The sequence below is a fragment of the Metabacillus rhizosphaerae genome (genome assembly GCF_037201795.1).
GTDB lineage: Bacteria > Bacillota > Bacilli > Bacillales > Bacillaceae > Metabacillus > Metabacillus rhizosphaerae.
Window position 1 is genome coordinate 1,325,682 of sequence record NZ_CP147403.1, and the last position, 17,754, is coordinate 1,343,435.

General features: G+C 35.8%; 15 protein-coding genes. 10 read left to right on the top strand and 5 right to left on the bottom strand.

The window, feature by feature from the left end:
- Window positions 1–6: 6 nt before the first annotated feature.
- From WCV66_RS06350 to WCV66_RS06365, 4 genes are all read left to right on the top strand, one after another.
- Window positions 7–522, top strand: a complete 516-nt coding sequence (locus WCV66_RS06350; protein ID WP_338788317.1) for a TRAP transporter small permease — start codon at window positions 7–9, stop codon at window positions 520–522.
- Window positions 519–1,793 (top strand): TRAP transporter large permease, encoded by a 1,275-nt coding sequence (locus WCV66_RS06355; protein WP_338788318.1) that lies wholly within the window; start codon window positions 519–521, stop codon window positions 1,791–1,793. Before WCV66_RS06350 ends, WCV66_RS06355 begins: the two co-directional genes overlap by 4 nt.
- Before the next feature lie 377 nt (window positions 1,794–2,170).
- Window positions 2,171–2,743 carry an IS110 family transposase gene (locus tag WCV66_RS06360; protein WP_338788319.1) on the top strand — a complete coding sequence of 191 codons (573 nt, stop codon included), beginning with the start codon at window positions 2,171–2,173 and terminating at the stop codon, window positions 2,741–2,743.
- Window positions 2,740–2,973, top strand: a complete 234-nt coding sequence (locus WCV66_RS06365; protein WP_338788320.1) for a hypothetical protein — start codon at window positions 2,740–2,742, stop codon at window positions 2,971–2,973. Before WCV66_RS06360 ends, WCV66_RS06365 begins: the two co-directional genes overlap by 4 nt.
- 40 nt (window positions 2,974–3,013) lie before the next feature.
- On the opposite strand, the gene WCV66_RS06370 is transcribed toward WCV66_RS06365, so the two are convergent.
- The 4 genes from WCV66_RS06370 to WCV66_RS06385 form a co-directional block, all read right to left on the bottom strand.
- Window positions 3,014–3,433, bottom strand: coding sequence for a GNAT family N-acetyltransferase (locus WCV66_RS06370; protein ID WP_066335589.1), 420 nt, complete (start codon window positions 3,431–3,433; stop codon window positions 3,014–3,016).
- Between the two features lie 53 nt (window positions 3,434–3,486).
- Window positions 3,487–3,996, bottom strand: coding sequence for a DUF6886 family protein (locus tag WCV66_RS06375; protein ID WP_066335583.1), 510 nt, complete (start codon window positions 3,994–3,996; stop codon window positions 3,487–3,489).
- Between the two features lie 44 nt (window positions 3,997–4,040).
- A complete protein-coding gene (locus WCV66_RS06380) occupies window positions 4,041–5,072 on the bottom strand; it encodes a S66 peptidase family protein (protein WP_338788321.1) in 1,032 nt (343 codons plus the stop codon).
- Window positions 5,073–5,591: 519 nt separating this feature from the next.
- A complete protein-coding gene (locus WCV66_RS06385) occupies window positions 5,592–6,884 on the bottom strand; it encodes an aminotransferase class I/II-fold pyridoxal phosphate-dependent enzyme (RefSeq protein ID WP_338788322.1) in 1,293 nt (430 codons plus the stop codon).
- 421 nt (window positions 6,885–7,305) lie between these two features.
- Between WCV66_RS06385 and cls the strand changes: the two genes are divergently transcribed.
- The 3 genes from cls (at window position 7,306) to WCV66_RS06400 (ending at window position 11,269) form a co-directional block, all read left to right on the top strand.
- Window positions 7,306–8,754 (top strand): cardiolipin synthase, encoded by a 1,449-nt coding sequence (gene cls / locus WCV66_RS06390; RefSeq protein WP_338788323.1) that lies wholly within the window; start codon window positions 7,306–7,308, stop codon window positions 8,752–8,754.
- Window positions 8,755–9,046: 292 nt separating this feature from the next.
- Window positions 9,047–9,994 (top strand): mannose-6-phosphate isomerase, class I, encoded by a 948-nt coding sequence (gene manA, locus WCV66_RS06395; RefSeq protein ID WP_066335574.1) that lies wholly within the window; start codon window positions 9,047–9,049, stop codon window positions 9,992–9,994.
- Between the two features lie 261 nt (window positions 9,995–10,255).
- Window positions 10,256–11,269, top strand: a complete 1,014-nt coding sequence (locus WCV66_RS06400) for a substrate-binding domain-containing protein (protein WP_338788324.1) — start codon at window positions 10,256–10,258, stop codon at window positions 11,267–11,269.
- A gap of 113 nt (window positions 11,270–11,382) precedes the next feature.
- Here WCV66_RS06400 and WCV66_RS06405 read toward each other — a convergent pair whose 3' ends face one another.
- Complete coding sequence (locus tag WCV66_RS06405; RefSeq protein ID WP_338788325.1) at window positions 11,383–12,231, bottom strand: TetR/AcrR family transcriptional regulator; 849 nt, start codon at window positions 12,229–12,231, stop codon at window positions 11,383–11,385.
- A gap of 189 nt (window positions 12,232–12,420) precedes the next feature.
- On the opposite strand from WCV66_RS06405, the gene WCV66_RS06410 reads away from it, so the two are divergent.
- The 3 genes from WCV66_RS06410 to WCV66_RS06420 all read left to right on the top strand — a co-directional run bounded on the left by WCV66_RS06410 (window position 12,421) and on the right by WCV66_RS06420 (window position 17,447).
- Window positions 12,421–15,606 (top strand): efflux RND transporter permease subunit, encoded by a 3,186-nt coding sequence (locus WCV66_RS06410; protein ID WP_338788327.1) that lies wholly within the window; start codon window positions 12,421–12,423, stop codon window positions 15,604–15,606.
- A gap of 289 nt (window positions 15,607–15,895) precedes the next feature.
- Window positions 15,896–16,519, top strand: a complete 624-nt coding sequence (locus tag WCV66_RS06415) for a DUF47 domain-containing protein (protein WP_338788328.1) — start codon at window positions 15,896–15,898, stop codon at window positions 16,517–16,519.
- A 175-nt stretch (window positions 16,520–16,694) separates the two neighbouring features.
- Window positions 16,695–17,447 carry a DeoR/GlpR family DNA-binding transcription regulator gene (locus WCV66_RS06420; protein WP_338788329.1) on the top strand — a complete coding sequence of 251 codons (753 nt, stop codon included), beginning with the start codon at window positions 16,695–16,697 and terminating at the stop codon, window positions 17,445–17,447.
- Window positions 17,448–17,754 lie beyond the last annotated feature (307 nt).

Sequence of the window (17,754 nt, forward strand, 5' to 3'; positions counted from 1 at the left end):
AATAAGATGGAGAAAGTGTTAAAAGTTCTCAATAGCATATTAAATGGCGTCATCATATTGATCCTTGTTTCCATGGTATCACTGGTGTTTTTAAACGTTGTTCTACGTTATGCCTTTGACTCCGGGATTACATGGTCAGAAGAACTTGCTCGTTATTTGTTCGTATGGGTTGTTTTTTTGGGAGCAGTTGTTGCAACAAAAGAAAAAGGTCATCTTGGCGTGGATCTTTTGATTAGCTCAGTCCCTAGAAAATTCCAAAAAGTTCTGTACTTTATAGCTAACTCTTTAATAGTATTTGTTTTAACCCTATTTATTGATGGTCTTTTCAAAATGATGGAGGTCAATAAAATGGTATCGGGTCCTGCGACGGGAATACCAGAAGCAGTCTTTTATTTAGCCGGTATTGTTGCCTCTATTCTTATGATTATCATAACGATTGTACAAACAATTCGTTTTGTATTTTTTAATCAAGATGCTCCACTTTGGGCAAAGTCTGAGAATGAAATGGGGGAAACAAAATGATCTTAGTATTTTTGCTAACCTTGTTTCTTTTTCTTCTAATAGGAGTTCCTGTTGCCATCTCTATGCTAAGCAGTGCGATAGTCATGCTAGCTGTGCTAGGTTTATTTGATACTGGTATTCTGGGTGATTATTTAGTAAAAGGGGCAAATAACTTTTCATTGATGGCCATTCCATTCTTCATCCTAACCGGTGAAATCATGAATGCTGGTGGTGTTTCAAAGCGAATAGTAGAATTCGCGAGTGCATTTGTAGGGCATATTAGAGGCGGACTTGGATATGTTGTCATTATGTCAGGTGTTATTTTTGCAGGGTTGTCAGGGTCAGCTGTAGCAGATACAGCAGCACTAGGTGCGATCTTAATTCCTATGATGATTGCAAAAGGTTATAACAAAAACTCTTCAACAGGTCTTGTTGCAGCAACAGGGATCATTGGTACAATTATTCCACCAAGTATCCCAATGATTTTATTTGGAGTAGTTGGAGGCGTTTCAATTACACAACTATTCATGGCAGGTATCGTTCCAGGAATCTTAATTGCTGTAGGACTTGTAGTTGTTTGGTACTTTGTATCAAAAAAAGATCAAAGTGAAACAATGCCAAAAGCAACGGCTAAACAAAAATGGACAGCCTTTATACGAGCTTTTTGGGCGCTTATGCTTCCAGTCATTATTATTGTAGGGCTTCGCGGTGGCATTTTTACTCCTACAGAAGCGGGAGTAGTAGCAGCAATTTATGCATTGATTATTAGCTTTTTCTATAGAGAAATTAAATGGAGACAGTTGTCTAATGTGTTTGTGGATACTGCAAAAACAACAGGTATCGTTATGTTTGTAGCATCTACTGCTGTTGTTTCAGGTTATGCCATCACTGTTGCACAAATACCTAGAGAATTGGTTGAGTTTTTAAGTGGCCTTACAACCAATCCGACCATTTTATTATTGATTATTATGCTTTTCTTGCTGGTTGTTGGTTGTGTAATGGATTTAACACCTGCAATTCTAATCTTTACTCCAGTACTACTTCCTGTAGTGACCGCAGTTGGCATTGATCCAGTTTACTTTGGGTTATTAATGGTTATTAATCTATCGATTGGATTAATTACTCCTCCAGTTGGAACCGTACTTTATATTGGGTGTGGTATCAGCAAAATTAGTATTGTTGATATTACTAAGGGGATCATGCCATTCTTATTAGTACAGCTGGGGATCTTGATACTATTAGTTCTATTCCCTGAATTAGTGACTGTTCCATTAAGTTGGTTCACTGAGTAATAAACAAAGATGAAATTTTCTTTAACCAACTTTTTTAAAAAATATCCCAATAAGGTTCACCTTATTGGGATATTTTTTTGAAAGATTACTAGAATTATATGTCACTTTAGGAGTTATTTTGCATATATTTTAAGCGTTATTTTGCACTATAAGTAAATATAAAAAAGCCCAATTTCTCAGCATTAAAATTACTCCGGAAAAGCGCCCTTGGACTTCTGGTATCAAATAGATCCCGTCCGTTATACTGTCCACCCCCTACTTGTAGAAACATGTTTTAGGCTGGTTGGGGCTTAGACCCCGCATAACAAGCGAAGCTATGATACTACAAGATAGACAGGGGCTACCGACAAATCTAGTATGAGGAGATGTGATAAAGTATGGATCCAGTGATTGGCCTGGATGTCGCAAAAGGAGAAAGCCAAGTTCAAGCTTTCCTGGCAAGAAAGCATCCCTATGGAAAGACCTTTAAGTTTAAGCATGACACTAATGGACTGTGTGATTTTTATGTATTTTATAAAGAGGTAGAACGACACGCTGACGCTGAACCAGTCATCATTTTTGAATCTACAGGTCATTACCACGAACCGATTTTACAGTATCTTGAGGAAAGAAAAATTACCTACTACTTAGTAAATCCGGTTGTTTCTTACGAAACGAAAAAAAGTAGACTTCGAAAAGTGAAGTCGGATCCTGCTGATGCGAAACATTTGTGTGAACTGTACTACAAAGAAGACTTAACAGCGTTTCATCGTAAGAGTGTTCAAACCATGAACTTGAGAAATTTGAGTAGACAACACGATTCATTAACCCGCAATTATGTTCAACTTAAACTACAGTTTCAAACCATTCTTGATCAAGTTTTCCCTGAATATAAAGGGGTTTTTAGTAATTTATATTCTCCTATATCATTAAAGACTTTACTCACCTTCCTACTTCTGATGACGTGTTGAAGGTACAAACTGATGAATTAGCTAAGGAGATGCATGGTCTAGGAGGAAAGAGATCATATGGTTGGTTTTTCGAAAAGGCATTGAAGTTAAAAGAGGCAGCAAAACGGAATCCATTTAAGAAAACACTGTATCAAAGCCATTTGGTTACTCTAAAAATGTATATTCAAATGCTTCTCCAACAACGAGAGTTTCTCAACGTACTAGAGCAGGAAATTGATCAAAGACATTAATAACGACCTTCCACTTTTGACCCCTAATCTTGAATAACTACTACTTTGATTTAAAGTATATGACTTCAGGATCTCCTTCATCTAAATTTTCTACTATGCCACTCTGAATAAATCCATTTGTATTAAATACTTTTTGCATATTAATGTTAGAACGATTAGTAGAAGAAAATACCTTCGTAGTAGGGGATGTACTCATCATATAATCCATCAGTAAGCTTGCATATCCTTTTCGTCTTTTGGACGGTGACACAATAATTAGTGATATAAAAGAACATTCAAAGAAGTTAGTATCGTAAATTAAAAATCCCACAATGTACTCTTCTTCTTTCGCTATTATACAGTGTCCTAGCTTAATGGCATTCTCAATATAGTCTCGTCTGCTTGTGTTGCCAATAACCTCACTGTCTATATTAACTATTTTTTCCAAATCTTCAATAATAGCCTTACACACGGTCTTCATCTTACTTCCTCCAATAGCTCCCTTATTCAATACTCCTGCCCTATAGCTTAATATTAGTGTGATGCATTCCTCATTCGAATGATAGAAAAGCTTACTGATGAATGTATGATTTCATCACGAAGCTTCCAGAGGGTTGGTGTAATTCGTAATTCTATGTTTGTTTGCACAAGTCTATCTAATAAATCTCCAACAGGGTCAACAGAAAGGGGGGTAACAGCTTTTCGAGAAACATAGTAACCAGCATTTACATCAAAGCACTCAAAAGTTTCAGATGGTAACGTGTAAGCATATAGTTCTGTTTCTCTAATACGTTTAAGCCAAGATGTTTCTATTGCGATAATTCGATTGACAGAAGTATGGCCAAAGAAACGAATTAAGTCGTCACCTGTAGTTTCTGAAGATGTCCAGAAAGCCACACGTGGGCATTCACGAGGAAAATAATAATGTGGTGCGTGTTCTTCATCAATTGCCCAGACAAATGATTCTTCCTTGGAATTGGTTTTGGGAACATGTGGTTCGAAGTAAGTAATATTAGGATTTTCACTAAAATGGAAAAGTTTCATTGATAATTCCCCCATGAAAAATAGAAACCGTTTAGAAAATTAATTTACTCCACTCCACTTTCTAAAATAAAGAAAGTCTCATTGTTACAGTCAATCTCTGCCATCGCGCCATATGGTAAAATAAACTTCGGTTCGGTATGACCAAAATTCAAGTTATAAAGAATCGGCAAATTTTCCAAATCATATTCCTTCATGACTTTTTGAATTTCTACTTTATATTCTTCGTAATACTCCTCGTCTTGTGGTTTACCAAAAATGATTCCATTCGCTTTTTGCAGAATACCTTGTGCAGCATAATTCCGCAGCCAATATTTTATATGTTCTGGTTTTGGCTTTTCTTCAGATGTTTCAAAGAAAAGAATGCTATCATCCCAATATTTCTTATCAGGCCAAATTTCAGTTCCTTTCGCGAACTCTAACACTTCAATACAACCACCAATCAAACGCCCTTGTACGATACCTGAACCTTGAAGTAATTCATAACCCGAATTCTGCTGCATCGTACGGCGCTTGTTCTTATTCGCTTCATCCCATTCCAAATACTCACTTGTCCATTCTTTAGCTGGTTGAATTTCACCGATAACTTCATTTGAAAAGAACATTCGCCTTACCCTTTCAATTGTATATGTATCCATTTCAACATTTTCTGCAAAATCAACTAAAATCGCTGGGCCGTAAAAAGATGATATACCTGCTTTATGGCAAAACAAATGCGAAATCGTTACATCTGAATAGCCCATAAAAATTTTTGGATTCTCATGTATTACATTAAAATCAATATAAGGAAGTAAACGAATACTATCTTCTCCACCAATATTTGCAAAGATTCCTTTAATGCTCTTATCTTTAAATGCCGTCATCAAATCTTCCGCACGAGCTTGTGGATTCTTATAAAGGTAATCTCCACCTTTCAAACTATTCGGCATTGGGACAACCTTAAGACCGAAAACTTCTTCTAATCTCTTTACACCTTGCTCATAACGCCATATTAGCTCAGGATCACCTGCCCCTCCCCATGAAGGACTTATTGTTGCAACAATATCTCCTGGCTGCAATTTCTTTGGTTTTATTAACACATTAACTCCCACCCTTGTATAATTCGATTAACAACGACTATACGATTAAATTTCTACATCATCAACAAATTTACCTGCTGTTATGCAAGAATCTGGCCAGATTGTGGAACAAAATTAAAAAAGCGCTCTTTATCAAAAAAGCAATCTGTCTTCACCGTCTATTTACTCAATTGAACTCGAAATAAATCACCTTACATCAATTACCACCGAAGTAGTAGAAGCTGCACGAAATAGTTTAGTGTTGGACATAATTAATGAAGAAACCCAGCTTATCTTCTAATGTGAAGGTTGTTAGGTTTTAATGTTGGGTGTGCAAAATAGTACTTAAAAAAGGTGCAAAATACCGTCTAAAGTGACAGAATTATAATAGTAGGTTGGATGGCAAGAGTAGCCGTCAAAGTATATGGTTGAGGTGAGGTCGATACAAAGGGGTAGTCTTTTTTTGAATGTATTCTTCTCTTTTAAGATAATATAAAGCCCGCCAATTCATTCATGGCGGGCATTTCTAATCATATATGATTACTGCAAGTCTGCTGCACCTTTAGCAATCAAATCAAATAATTCCTCTATGTCTGAGTCCTCAACACAAGAGAATGCAATACGAAGATCTGTGGAATTGATTGAAATTGTTCCGACTCCGTATTTATCTAATAGGTGTAAACGAAGCTCTTCTGCGTTAATGTTGTTAAGTTTAAGGCACATAAAGTATCCAGAATTAAATGGATAGTATGTCCAGTACTTTTGGTATTCTTCTTTTGCAAGTACTTCTTTCGTTTTATCTGCTCTGCGTTTCATTAGCGCAAATTTTTGCTCTTTTTCTACATTGAACTCATTTGACTGTAATGATTGTAGAATAATTGATTGAGAAGGGTGTGAGCCACTTGAAATGGTTCCCCTGATGATTCCTTTTGTTTTTTGCTCTAATGCGTTTAGAACGGCAGCGCTTTTGCTAGCATATGTGATAAATCCAACACGGAAACCCCATACGTAGTTTTCCTTTGTTGCTCCATCTACTTTAATCGCGAGGATGCGTTCGTGTGCGTCAGCTAATAGGCTAAAGATTGATTCCTTAATTGAATCTTCGTAAAATAATCCAAAATACGCATCATCAATAAGTGCTACTACATTTATGCCTTCTTCAGCTGCTTCTTTAAGAACAGCAACAATTTCTTTTGCTTCTGATTCAAGAGGTGTGTAGCCAGTTGGATTGTTCGGGAAGTTTAATAACACGACAACTTTTCCAGCTGCTTTTTGCGATTGGATCGCTTCTCTTAAGCCATCAACATTAAAACCGTCTGCTTCGTTGAATAATGGATACGTTGTAACCGTTCCTCCACGACGCACTTTAAAGGTAATGTTGTAATTACCCCAATATTTATCTGGAAGGATGATTGGGTTGCCTTCGTCGACAAATAAGTCAGCCACAATGCTTAATCCATGTGTAAGGGCATTTGTTACGACTGGTGAACCGACTAATTCTTCATTTAAGCTAGGGTTATCATTAAGAATTTTTTTCTTCCAAACTTTACGTAAATCTTCTTTTCCTTGTGGTGGTGCGTATGGGAAAAGGTCCTTAGGTGCGATTTTATCACCGAAAAGATTTTGAATGTGTTGAAAGTGCATCGGTTGATTGTTTTCAGTAGCGATACCAATTGTTGCATTGAAACGATGGGCTTTTTTCCCTGCTTCTGCAGATTGGCTTAAAATCCCCTTTGGATAAAACAATTCTTTCCCTAATTGAGACAACATATTATAGACATGTTCGTTGTCTTCTTTCATTGAATTATTTAAAGCTTGTGCTAATTCATTCATTATCTCGTTTCACCTCTATGGAAGATAAAAATTTTGAAAATTCATTAAGAAATATTTTAACATACTAAAGAGTATTCTCACAGTGTATTCGACAAAATATTAGGCTGTTTTCGCAAACTTTGTTGCTTTTAAAATAGTATTGGGTTGGTTGATTGCAGCGAGAGGATGCTCGCTTTCCGTGGGGCGGACGATGAGCCTCCTCAGCGCGAAGCGCCTGCGGGGTCTCATCTGTCCCGCTACTCCCACAGGAGTCTCGCATATCCGTTCCAATCACCCTAATCAGTTTTGTTCAAAAACAACAATCTTTTAGAAAAGAGCCAAATATTATAAACTTCATTCTAACATTTACTGGTAGTTTATTTCTGAAATAGCGGTTTCCGCGATATACTATGTATATAAATATAGTAAGCGAGGATCATACATGCATATTGTATCAATTTTACTTGGAATTATTATTTTATTAAATATTGTTTTTGCAGTTGTTGTAATTTTTCGTGAACGCAGAGATGCTTCTTCGTCATGGGCATGGTTACTTGTGTTATTTTTTATCCCCTTGCTTGGGTTTTTGCTTTACTTGCTTTTTGGGCAAAACTTAAGTCGGTACCATATGTTTCAGTGGGAGGATCGGAAAAAGCTTGGGATTGAAACATTATTAAGCAAGCAATTAGAACAAATACGGAACGATACGTTTGAATTTCGCAGTGAAACTGAGCGAGATAATAAACAGCTTATTTACATGCATTTGATCAATAATGATGCAGTGTTAACAAAAGAAAATCATGTAGATGTGTTTATTGATGGAAATAAGAAATTTGATAAGCTGTTAGAGGATATCGAAAATGCGAAAGATCATATTCATCTCCAATATTACATTCTAAAAAATGACCAGCTTGGAAATCGACTTATAAAGGCGTTAACCAAAAAGGCCCAGCAAGGAATAAAGGTAAGAGTGTTATACGATGATTTAGGTTCGAGAGGATTACGAAGCTCCTTTTTTGCCGAGCTAAGAGCAGCAGAGGGTGAGGTGGAAGAATTTTTTCCATCGAAGCTAAGATGGATTAATTTACGTCTTAATTATCGAAACCATCGTAAGCTTGTGATTATAGACGGTCAGATCGGATATGTAGGTGGCTTTAACGTTGGTGACGAGTACTTAGGCCTTGACCCTAAGTTTGGTTATTGGCGAGATACCCATTTAAGAATCCAAGGTCCAGCCGTTTATGCGATACAAACCCGCTTTATCCTAGACTGGAACCAGGCAACACATAAGAGAAATATTTCGTACTTGCAAGAGCATTTTCCAAAGCCAGTGAGAAAAGGGAATAGTAGCTTACAAATTGTTACAAGTGGTCCTGATTCAGAATGGGAGCAGATTAAAAACGGATATATTAAAATGATTTCAACTGCGAGAAAGACGATTCGTATTCAAACACCTTACTTTATTCCCGATGCAAGTGTGCTTGATGCCTTAAAAATTGCCTGCTTATCTGGAGTGGACGTCAATATCATGATTCCAAATAAACCAGATCATCCATTTGTTTATTGGGCAACCATGTCATATATCGGTGAAATGTTAAGCTCAGGGGCACGTGTTTATATTTATGAAAATGGCTTTATCCATGCGAAAACGATTATCGTTGATCATGAAATCTCATCTGTAGGTACAGCAAATATAGATGTGAGAAGCTTTAAATTAAATTTCGAGGTAAATGCATTTATTTATGACACTCATATTGCCCGAAAGCTTGATGATTTCTTTCAAAACGATATCGCATTATCCAGGGAGCTATCATTAGAAGCCTATCATCAGCGCCCAAGATTAATCCGCTTCAAAGAGTCGATCTCCCGATTGCTCTCACCTATTTTGTAATCGAGATGTATTGATTCAAGCATTGACAACTTGAGAGACTAAACGATATAGTTTATTTGAAGTTATCGATAAAGTAATCTAAAATCAGAAAAGGGGGTTTCCATCTTGTCTCCCCAAACCCCCTTTCTACTAAATAATTTCATGCTATAATGAAAGCGTTTATATGAGTGTTAGATACATAGAATAATAGATGAATAAAACCTATGATCGATCGTACCTAGAAAGGATTGTTGGAACAGTCCTATAGAGTGTTACTAGTCACAAATAAGTAGATTGTAAGGAGGAGAAATATGTGATCGAGCTACTCAAATTAAAACCGGTTTTTAAAGAACGAATTTGGGGTGGGACAACTTTAAAGGATTCCTTTGGTTATGAAATTCCTAGTGAACAAACTGGGGAATGCTGGGCGATTAGTGCTCATCCAAACGGAAATAGCACAGTTGAAAATGGACCGTTTGCAGGAAAAGAATTAAGCTGGCTTTGGGATCATCATCGTGAGCTCTTTGGTAATGTTAGTGGAGATCGTTTCCCACTTCTCACAAAAATATTGGATGCTAAGACAGATTTAAGTGTACAAGTTCACCCAAATGACCAATATGCGAAAGTAAACGAAAACGGTGAATTAGGTAAAACAGAATGCTGGTATATTATTGATTGTAAGCAAGATGCTGAAATGATTTTCGGTCACCATGCTCATTCTAAGGAACAGCTTGTGCAAATGATTCATTCAGGCAGGTGGGAAGATCTTTTAAGAAGAGTGAAGATAAAGCCGGGTGATTTCTTTTACGTACCAAGCGGAACAATCCATGCATTATGTGAAGAGACATTAGTTCTTGAAACACAACAAAGCTCTGATACAACCTACCGAGTATACGATTATGACCGTGTCGATCAAAACGGTGAAAAAAGAGAACTCCATTTACAAAAGGCAATCGATGTGACAACAGTGCCTGATACTGAGAATAAAGCGAATTTCCAATCTGAAGTTCAAGGTGGAACAAAAATAACGACATTTGTAGAAGGAGAGTACTTCTCTGTTTATAAATGGGAGGTTGCTGGTGACTATCAATCTGAACGTGAAGCGCCGTTTTTACTTTGTAGCGTGATTAAAGGACAAGGTGAGGTAACAACTGGTCAAGAAACACTTCCAGTTAAAAAGGGTGATCACTTTATCCTAACTGCACACATAACACAGCTAACTGTAACAGGGACACTAGAGCTAATTGTTTCCCATCCATGATCACCGCATATGAATTTGTGTGGTCAAAGTTAAAGCTCCTTTAGGGGGCTATTTTTTTTGAATAAAGGCAAAAATAGAATAATAACGAACCCTTTTTTCTAGTAATCAAGTCCTTATAGTAAGTATTTCTTTTAAAGATAATAGAGCATTTAGATGCAAGTTACATTATAATAAATGTATATACAAGGAGAATTCCGTTCTAATTCAATTTACTTATATTAATTTAATTGTTTATTTCAGTGAGTGTCGGAGGTGGGTATTTTGGGAAATAATGTAACAATGAGAGACATTGCTGCTCGACTTGGTGTAAGTAGTGTCACCATTTCAAAAGCATTGAACGATAAAGAAGGTGTAAGCGATGAGCTAAAGCAAAAAATCAAAGAGGTAGCGGAAGAGATGGGCTATCGATTTAATACTTTAGCTAAATCAATGAAGGAAGGCCAAGCATATAATATTGGTGTTATTATTCCTGAACGCTTTACGGGTGAAATACAGTCATTTTATTTGAAATTTTACCAGCATATTGCAAGAGTTTTGGACCAGCACCAGTATAGTGGTATTCTTCATATTCTTAGCTCTGAAGATGAGGACCACAATGTATTACCAAGAATCTACTATGATAAAAAAGTCGATGGACTTCTTATTTTAGGACAAATTAGTAATGACTATATAAATCTGTTAAATCGTATTGAAATCCCGATCGTTTATATAGATTTTTATAATGAGGATGCCGAGGCAGATACAGTTATCACTGACAATTTCTCTGGTGTTTATGAAATGACGAATCACCTTATAAAAAATGGTCACAAAGAGATCGGGTTTGTTGGAAATATCTATTCTACTAGTAGTATTCAAGATCGTTTTTTAGGATATTATAAATCGCTACTAGAGCATAAATTACCATTAAATCAAGCTTATATTATCAATGATCGTGATGATCGTGGCAAGTATATTGACTTGGAGATGCCCGAAAAGCTTCCTACAGCCTTTGTTTGTAACTGTGATCAAATCGCCTATAATTTAATTAACAAGCTGAATTCATTAGGTTATCGTGTACCTGAGGATTGCTCAGTTGTAGGCTTTGATAATGATATTTATGCGCAAATTGCTGAACCAAAGCTTACAACGGTTGAAGTAGATATCGAGGAAATGTCGAGAACCGCTGTAAATTTGATCATTTCTAAGCTGAAAAGTAAGCAAAAGAAATGGGAGCAAGTTTCTGTAAAAGGTAAAATTGTCTACAGAAACTCAGTTAAGCAATTAAATGAGTCATAAGGGAAATAAAGTATGTTAAATATAAATAAAGGGAAAGGCAGATTATTAATTGCCTTTCCCTTTATTATTTTGACCATCATAAAGAAATCACTAAAATCACATACTTATTGTATCTACTTCAATTTAAAATACTTTTCGATGATTGTTTTCAGATCATATAAAGCAGGTTCATCCCTTAAATTACCTAACATACCTTGTATGACAGGACTTCTTGGTGTCTCCCTCTCAATTTCTCCCTCTAGTACATCTAGAGTAATAATAATATCCTCGTTATCTATCTTGTCCTTAGAAAGCTTTATTTGTCTTACGATATCCTCTCGACTCGGCTCTGGATACAATTTAGACAATTTTTCTACACGATCAGCGGTTAAAATAGGTTCTTCACTCGAACTGGTAAATCCAGCTGCAAGATCATCCATTCTGTTAAGAATAAACCCCGCTAATTTGTGTAGATCAATGGTAGCTTTATCAAAAATAATTAGCTTTAAATAGGAATGAACGATACCTTGGAGAATCATGTTTAAATCATAAATAAACCGGTTAATGGTTGTGCCGTAAATATTTAGTAGTGATTTATGATAAAAACTTCCGATCTCTGAGCTGATTTTTCTTACGAATTCTTCGACCTCTGAATTGATCGGAATCGTTTGTTCACGAGTTTGCATAATGATAAATTCTTTATTTTTTTGAATTTCTTCCAGCTGTGTCACTAGCTGAGCAATAAAGGTTTCGCGTGGTGTTAAGTCCTTTATTGGCAAGGCATCTAGCTTTGATTGGATGGTTTGAAATTGATATTTAAAAGCTGCTAGTAATAGTGCCTCTTTCGATTTGAAATAGAGATAAAATGCTCCCTTTGAAATCCCGCAAGCATCGACGATTTCTTGGATCGAAGTAGAAGAATAACCTTTTCTAGCAAAAAGACTAATTCCTGCTTCAATAATTTTCTTTTCCTTTTCCTTCATCTTTTTCTCCTTAAGAGTTTCTTAGCAATTGTATTGGATATGCTAAAAGTATTATGACCTTTTGTTCACATTTACAAAAAATTAATGTCTGATTATTTCCAGAAACGTTGACTATGACCACCTGGTCATTTATATTATTAGATATTGTGACCTATTAGTCAATTGATAATCAATATATTGGGGGATAACATGAATAGCATAATTAATTTTGTCTTACGAAACAAGTTTGCTGTATGGTTACTTACGATCATTATCACTGTAGCCGGACTGTATTCGGGGTTAAATATGAAGTTGGAAACAATACCTAATATTAACACTCCAATCATATCAGTTACAACAGTATATCCGGGAGCAACACCTGAGGAAGTTGCCGATAACGTATCCGTACCAATTGAGCAAATCGTTCAAAATCTAAATGGAGTTAATGTAGTAAGTTCAAACTCCATGCAAAATGCATCATCCATTCAAGTAGAATATGGATTTGAAAAGAATATGGATGAAGCAGAGGATGAATTAAACGACGCTTTAGAAGATATTGAATTACCAGAAGGTGCAAATGAGCCTAAAGTTTCTCGACTTAGCCTAAATGCCTTTCCTATCCTAGCATTAAGTATTGCAAATGATGAGCAATCACTAGCTGAGCTTACGACGATCGTTGAAGACCGCATCCTTCCTGCATTAAAAGGAGTTGACGGGGTATCTTCTGTTCAAATATCAGGTCAGCAAGTAGAGGAAGTAGAATTTGTCTTCAATGATGATAAAATGCAAGAGTACGGCCTTGATGAGGAAACGGTTCAAAACCTTATTAAAGGAGCTGACGTTAATTTTCCGCTAGGCCTATACACATTAGATGAGACAGAAAAATCAGTTGTAGTAGACGGTAATATTACAAGCTTAGAAGATCTGAAAAATCTAGAAATACCTGTTACACCTCAAAATCCAGGAGCTGGGCAAGCTGCAATGGGGGAACAAGCTTCAGGTATGACTGGTCAGTCAGGTATGGGTATTGCAGCTGCTGGTCAGGAGCAAGCAGCACAAGCAGCACAAGCAGCACAAGCAATTGAGCTACCAACAGTAAAGCTTTCTGAGATAGCTGAAATTAATTTAGTTGGTAAAGCAGAATCCATTTCTAGAACAAATGGGAAAGAAGCAATTGGTATCCAAATTGTAAAAGCAACAGATGCAAATACTGTAGATGTAGCAAAAGAAGTGGAAGCAGAATTATCTGAGTTTGAGGATGAACTGAAAGGCTTAGATATTGTGTATACACTTGATCAAGCTACTCCAATTGAAGAGTCTGTTAGCACAATGTTAAGTAAAGCATTGTTTGGGGCACTCTTCGCTGTTGTGATTATTCTCATCTTTTTAAGAGATATTAAATCAACATTGATTTCAATCATCTCGATTCCGTTATCATTGTTAATTGCGGTTATCCTGTTAAATCAAATGGATATTACACTAAACATGATGACCCTAGGAGCCATGACTGTAGCAATTGGCCGTGTCGTTGATGACTCTATCGTTGTTATTGAAAATATCTATCGAAGAATGTCTCTTAAAGGAGAGGTTCTTAAAGGAAAAGCATTGGTACGTGAAGCAACGAAAGAAATGTTCATGCCGATTTTGTCCTCAACAGTCGTTACGATAGCAGTATTCCTGCCATTAGCGCTTGTTAAAGGAATGATTGGTGAATTATTCTTACCTTTTGCCTTAACGATCGTATTTTCACTTTTAGCATCATTGCTAGTTGCCATTACAATTGTTCCAATGATGGCGCATAGTTTATTTAAGAAAAGCCTTTACGGCGAAACTAAGATTAAACATGATGAACATAAACCAGGTAAGTTCACTGGAATGTATCGCAGCATTTTAAATTGGACATTAAATCATAAAGTGATTACGTCATCGATTGCTATTTTAATGTTAGTTGGTAGTTTGTTCCTTGTTCCAATTATTGGCGTGAGTTTCATATCATCTGAGGAAGAAAAAATGATGATGGTTACGTATAAACCAAAACCAGGTGAAACGAGAGAACAGGCTGAAAAACAGACAGCAATTGCCGAAAGCTTCTTTATGGATCGAGAAGATGTAAAAACTGTCCAATATTCATTAGGAAGTGAAAATCCTATGAATCCTGATGATACAAATAGTGCGATCTTCTTCGTTGAATATGAGGATGATACAGAAAACTTTACTGAAGAGAAAGAAAAGGTAATTGAAGACTTAAAGGCTACTGCAAAGGGTGGCGGAGAGTGGGCTTCACAAGACTTCACTTCTACAGGAGCAAGTAATGCGATTACGATGTTTGTATATGGGAACAACATGGAAGACATCGAGCCAGTTGTAAAAGAAGTACAAGAAATTATGGAAAGTAATGATTCATTAAAGAATGTCGAATCAAGTATGTCTGAAACGTATGATGAATATACGTTTGTTGCAAATCATGAAGAGTTAAGCAAGCTTGGATTATCTGCAGCACAAATTGGTATGGAATTAAGTCCAACAAGAGAACGTCCTGTTTTAACAAAAGTTGAAAAGGATGGAGAAGAATTAGATGTTTATCTTCAAGTAGAAGAGGAAGACTATGAAACAATAGATGACCTAACAGATAAAACGATTCAATCACCACTTGGAAAAGAAGTGAAGATTGGCGATGTTGTTGAGGTGAAAGAAGGCGAAACCTCTAATACGGTCACAAGACGTGATGGGAAAATCTATGTTCAAGTTTCCGGAGAAATTAAGACTGATGATGTAGCTAAAGTATCAGCAGATGTTCAAGCTGAAGTAGAGGATATCGATGTTCCATCCTCAATTGATATTAACATGGGTGGAGTAACCGAAGATATTCAAGAATCGTTTACACAGCTAGGTTTAGCAATGTTAGCAGCAATCGCGATCGTGTATTTTATTCTAGTTATTACATTTGGTGGTGGTTTGGCACCATTTGCGATCTTGTTCTCGTTACCGTTCACGGTCATTGGTGCATTAGTTGGACTGCTAATTGCAGGTGAAACGTTAAGTGTAAATGCGATGATTGGTGCATTAATGCTTATCGGTATCGTTGTAACGAATGCTATTGTCTTAATTGACCGAGTGATCCATAAAGAGAAAGAAGGACTAAGTACGCGTGAGGCGTTATTAGAAGCTGGGACAACTCGTCTCCGTCCAATTTTAATGACAGCTATCGCGACAATCGGTGCATTAATTCCATTAGCATTAGGTCTTGAAGGAAGTGGGATTATTTCGAAGGGACTTGGTGTAACTGTTATTGGTGGTCTTACAAGCTCTACACTGTTAACGCTTGTCATGGTCCCAATTGTTTATGAATTATTGAGTAAGCTTCGTCGTAAAAAGTCATTAGTTGAAGAAGAATAAAAATGTAGGATCTGGCTTTCATTAGTCAGATCTTTTTTATATTAGAAAAAGCAATCGCTTTCATGTACAATTATTTGTACCTCATGTTTTACCTCTTCATATTAAAGACATGATGACATTGTAAATTTTTTGTAAAGTATTCGACAAAATCTATCAAAACTCGTCAAAATTCTATATAATTCGTTAAGGATGTGAAGTTTTCTTCGTTTACAAAGAGCGAAGATTTTCACCATTTCTTACGAGAAGCAACGTTTTCTAATTTTTTTGGGTTTCAATGGGGGAAAAGACAATGGTTTTTTTTAGGGGAAAAAAGGATAAATTCTCAGAATTACTATTAAAAATGACAGATAATATACAAAGTGCAACAACGTTTTTTTTGGCACAAGATATTTCAAGTAATCAAGGACTACAGCTCTTATTAAAAACAATAAAAGAGTATGAAGTTAATGGAGATAGATATGTAGAAACAATTACGAAAGAATTAAGCCATACCTATATTACTTCAATTGAGCGTGAAGATCTCTTACAATTGGCGGTATACTTGGACGATGTATTAGATGGTATGGAGCATACGGCTGGTTTATTAGAAATGTATTCTGTTACAAAGTCTACAGAGCATATGAAGAAATTTGCTCAAAAAATTCATGACTGCTCAATTGAAATTTCAAGTGCTATCAATCTTTTATCCAGGAAAAAGTTACTTTCTATCACACCGTATTCTTTAAAAATAAAGGAACTAGAGTCAGATACGAATAATCTTTTGCGAATGTCGATTAAAAATTTGTTTGCAACCATGAAAGACCCGATTATGATTTTTCAATACAAAGAAATATACGAATCTCTTGAAGGTATCGTAAATGATTGCTGTAAAGTTGCCAAAACACTTGATACGATCATCATGAAAAATGCATAGGTATAACCATTTTTAGGCAGTTAATGACTGCTTTTTTTTATGGGTAATTTTAGAAATTCTGCTTAGCTAAGAAAGGTCATATTCGAGAAACCTACTTTGTTCTAGGAAGATTTTTAAGCATTTCTATACTATACTAAAGTAAAAAGATAATTAACATTGTTTGGGGGGAGTTTTTTTGCTTATCACTGAGCGTCATCGTTTGATATTAGAGCTTTTAAAAGAAAAAGAAAATGTTAAAATTCATGATTTAGTCGAGTTAACAAATAGCTCAGAATCCACTTTGAGACGTGACTTGGATCAATTAGAAAAGCAGAACTATTTAAAGCGCGTACATGGTGGTGCTTCACTGTTACAAAGAAAACGTGAAGAACTAAGTATGGTTGAAAAATCAACTCAAAATTTAAAAGAAAAAAGCATGATAGCAAAATATGCAGCTAAGCTAATTGAAGATGGAGATTGTGTCTACCTAGATGCAGGGACAACAACCTATCAAATGATCCAGTATTTAGAAGGAAAGAACATTGTTGCGGTTACAAATGGGATTGACCATTTGGATGCATTACTAGAAAAGGATATAAATACATATATCATCGGAGGAAGTGTAAAAAAAGTAACAAGAGCGATGATTGGAAGCAATGCATATGAAAGTATTCAAAATTATCGTTTTGATAAATGCTTTATCGGAACAAATGCAATTCACCATGAACTAGGTTTTACTACTCCTGATCCTGAAGAAGCACAACTGAAAGCAAAGGCTATTGCCCTCTCTCGTGAACCGTTTATCCTTACAGATCATAGGAAATTTGGAGAGGTTTCCTTTTCAAAATTTGCTGATCTACATCAAGCTAAAATTATTACAAATGAAGAGGAGTCAATAAACCTGGACAAGTATAAGGAGAAAGTGGAAATATTCAGTGTTGCTTTTTAAAAAGCTTTCATTATTTTATATATAGTGTTTAAATTTGGAGCTGACTCTTCTGTCTACTGATCGTCTACAGATCGAGGGTTTAAAGCTCTTTTTATTTTGCCTTCATTATGTAACAACTCGAAAAAAATTCTTTTTTACATAGATAATTTCACAAAAATAAATATTTTGAAAAATCGTTTTATCAGAATTTGAAAGAGATTTGCTCAGAAATTCTTATTAAAACACAGGTTGTGTACTAGTCGTAAAAGCTAAAAATTTAGTATTCTTACATAATTTACTGAATATTCCTAATATGTTGACAATTGTA

Bases quoted from the DNA above. Each gene is read 5' to 3' on its own strand.
- WCV66_RS06350 (WP_338788317.1), top strand. From the start codon at position 7: ATGGAGAAAGTGTTAAAAGTTCTCAATAGCATATTAAATGGCGTCATC.
- WCV66_RS06355 (WP_338788318.1), top strand. From the start codon at position 519: ATGATCTTAGTATTTTTGCTAACCTTGTTTCTTTTTCTTCTAATAGGA.
- WCV66_RS06360 (WP_338788319.1), top strand. From the start codon at position 2,171: ATGGATCCAGTGATTGGCCTGGATGTCGCAAAAGGAGAAAGCCAAGTT.
- WCV66_RS06370 (WP_066335589.1), bottom strand. From the start codon at position 3,433: ATGAAGACCGTGTGTAAGGCTATTATTGAAGATTTGGAAAAAATAGTT.
- WCV66_RS06375 (WP_066335583.1), bottom strand. From the start codon at position 3,996: ATGAAACTTTTCCATTTTAGTGAAAATCCTAATATTACTTACTTCGAA.
- WCV66_RS06385 (WP_338788322.1), bottom strand. From the start codon at position 6,884: ATGAATGAATTAGCACAAGCTTTAAATAATTCAATGAAAGAAGACAAC.
- cls (WP_338788323.1), top strand. From the start codon at position 7,306: ATGCATATTGTATCAATTTTACTTGGAATTATTATTTTATTAAATATT.
- WCV66_RS06405 (WP_338788325.1), bottom strand. From the start codon at position 12,231: ATGAAGGAAAAGGAAAAGAAAATTATTGAAGCAGGAATTAGTCTTTTT.
- WCV66_RS06410 (WP_338788327.1), top strand. From the start codon at position 12,421: ATGAATAGCATAATTAATTTTGTCTTACGAAACAAGTTTGCTGTATGG.
- WCV66_RS06415 (WP_338788328.1), top strand. From the start codon at position 15,896: ATGGTTTTTTTTAGGGGAAAAAAGGATAAATTCTCAGAATTACTATTA.